This window comes from Pseudaeromonas paramecii, from assembly GCF_039540575.1.
GTDB lineage: Bacteria > Pseudomonadota > Gammaproteobacteria > Enterobacterales > Aeromonadaceae > Pseudaeromonas > Pseudaeromonas paramecii.
Window position 1 is genome coordinate 1 of the sequence record NZ_BAABFC010000032.1, and the last position, 2110, is coordinate 2110.

The 2110-nt window shown below is 53.5% G+C and carries 1 rRNA gene; it reads right to left on the reverse strand.

Going from position 1 to position 2110, the window contains the following annotated elements:
* Nucleotides 1-2043: ribosomal RNA gene (locus ABD847_RS16800) — 23S ribosomal RNA — on the reverse strand; the annotation flags it as partial.
* Between the last annotated feature and the right edge of the window lie 67 nt (nt 2044-2110).

Genomic DNA, 2110 nt, shown 5'->3' on the forward strand with positions numbered 1-2110 from the left:
TTCCGTCTAGCCGCGGGTACACTGCATCTTCACAGCGATTTCGATTTCACTGAGTCTCGGGTGGAGACAGCGTGGCCATGGTTACACCATTCGTGCAGGTCGGAACTTACCCGACAAGGAATTTCGCTACCTTAGGACCGTTATAGTTACGGCCGCCGTTTACCGGGGCTTCGATCAAGAGCTTCGCTTGCGCTAACCCCATCAATTAACCTTCCGGCACCGGGCAGGTGTCACACCCTATACGTCCACTTTCGTGTTTGCAGAGTGCTGTGTTTTTGTTAAACAGTCCCAGCCACCTGGTCACTGCGGCTGCCATCAGCTCCGTGAGCAAGTCACTTCACCAACAACAGCGTACCTTCTCCCGAAGTTACGGTACTATTTTGCCTAGTTCCTTCACCCGAGTTCTCTCAAGCGCCTTGGTATTCTCTACCCGACCACCTGTGTCGGTTTGGGGTACGGTTGTCTGTAACCTGAAGCTTAGAGGCTTTTCCTGGAAGCGTGGCATCAGCAACTTCCCATCCGTAGATGGTTCGTCTCGGGTCTCGACATTGTGTCTCCGGATTTGCCTGGATACACTGCCTACCGCCTTTCACCAGGACAACCAACGCCTGGCTTGCTTAGCCTTCTCCGTCCCCCCATCGCAGTTACAGCCAGTACGGGAATATTAACCCGCTTCCCATCGACTACGCTTTTCAGCCTCGCCTTAGGGGCCGACTCACCCTGCCCCGATTAACGTTGGACAGGAACCCTTGGTCTTCCGGCGAGGAGGCTTTTCACCCCCTTTATCGTTACTTACGTCAGCATTCGCACTTCTGATATCTCCAGCATGCCTTACGACACACCTTCGCAGACTTACAGAACGCTCCCCTACCACGTGCACAGAGTGCACATCCGCGGCTTCGGTGCCTGGTTTGAGCCCCGTTACATCTTCCGCGCAGGCCGACTCGACTAGTGAGCTATTACGCTTTCTTTAAATGATGGCTGCTTCTAAGCCAACATCCTAGCTGTCTGAGCCTTCCCACATCGTTTCCCACTTAACCAGAACTTTGGGACCTTAGCCGGCGGTCTGGGTTGTTTCCCTCTTCACGACGGACGTTAGCACCCGCCGTGTGTCTCCCGGATAGTACTTACTGGTATTCGGAGTTTGCATGGAGTTGGTAAGTCGGGATGACCCCCTAGTCCAAACAGTGCTCTACCCCCAGTAGTATTCGTCCGAGGCGCTACCTAAATAGCTTTCGGGGAGAACCAGCTATCACCGAGTTTGATTGGCCTTTCACCCCTAGCCACAAGTCATCCCCTAACTTTGCAACGTTAGTGGGTTCGGTCCTCCAGTACCTGTTACGGCACCTTCAACCTGCCCATGGCTAGATCACCCGGTTTCGGGTCTACTCCCAGCGACTCGTCGCCCAGTTAAGACTCGGTTTCCCTACGGCTCCCCTATTCGGTTAACCTCGCCACTGAAAGTAACTCGCTGACCCATTATACAAAAGGTACGCAGTCACCCCACAAGGAGGCTCCCACTGCTTGTACGTACACGGTTTCAGGTTCTATTTCACTCCCCTCACAGGGGTTCTTTTCGCCTTTCCCTCACGGTACTGGTTCACTATCGGTCAGTCAGTAGTATTTAGCCTTGGAGGATGGTCCCCCCATCTTCAGACAGGATATCACGTGTCCCGCCCTACTCGTTTTCACGCTGATGTCGCTTTCGTGTACGGGACTATCACCCGGTATCGTCGGCCTTTCCAGGACCGTTCCACTAACTCCATCAACGCTTAAGGGCTGCTCCCCGTTCGCTCGCCGCTACTGAGGGAATCTCGGTTGATTTCTTTTCCTCGGGGTACTGAGATGTTTCACTTCTCCCGGTTCGCCTCGCAACACTATGTATTCATGTTGCGATACTGCATAAATGCAGTGGGTTTCCCCATTCGGACATGGTTGGCTATAACGCTTCTTACCAGCTCACCAACCCTTTTCGCAGGTTAGCACGTCCTTCATCGCCTCTGACTGCCTAGGCATCCACCGTGTACGCTTAGTCGCTTAACCATACAACCCCAAGAAGTCTTTCGACCTCGGAGTCGCACACAAGGACTGTGTTACAACTTTGTTTTCG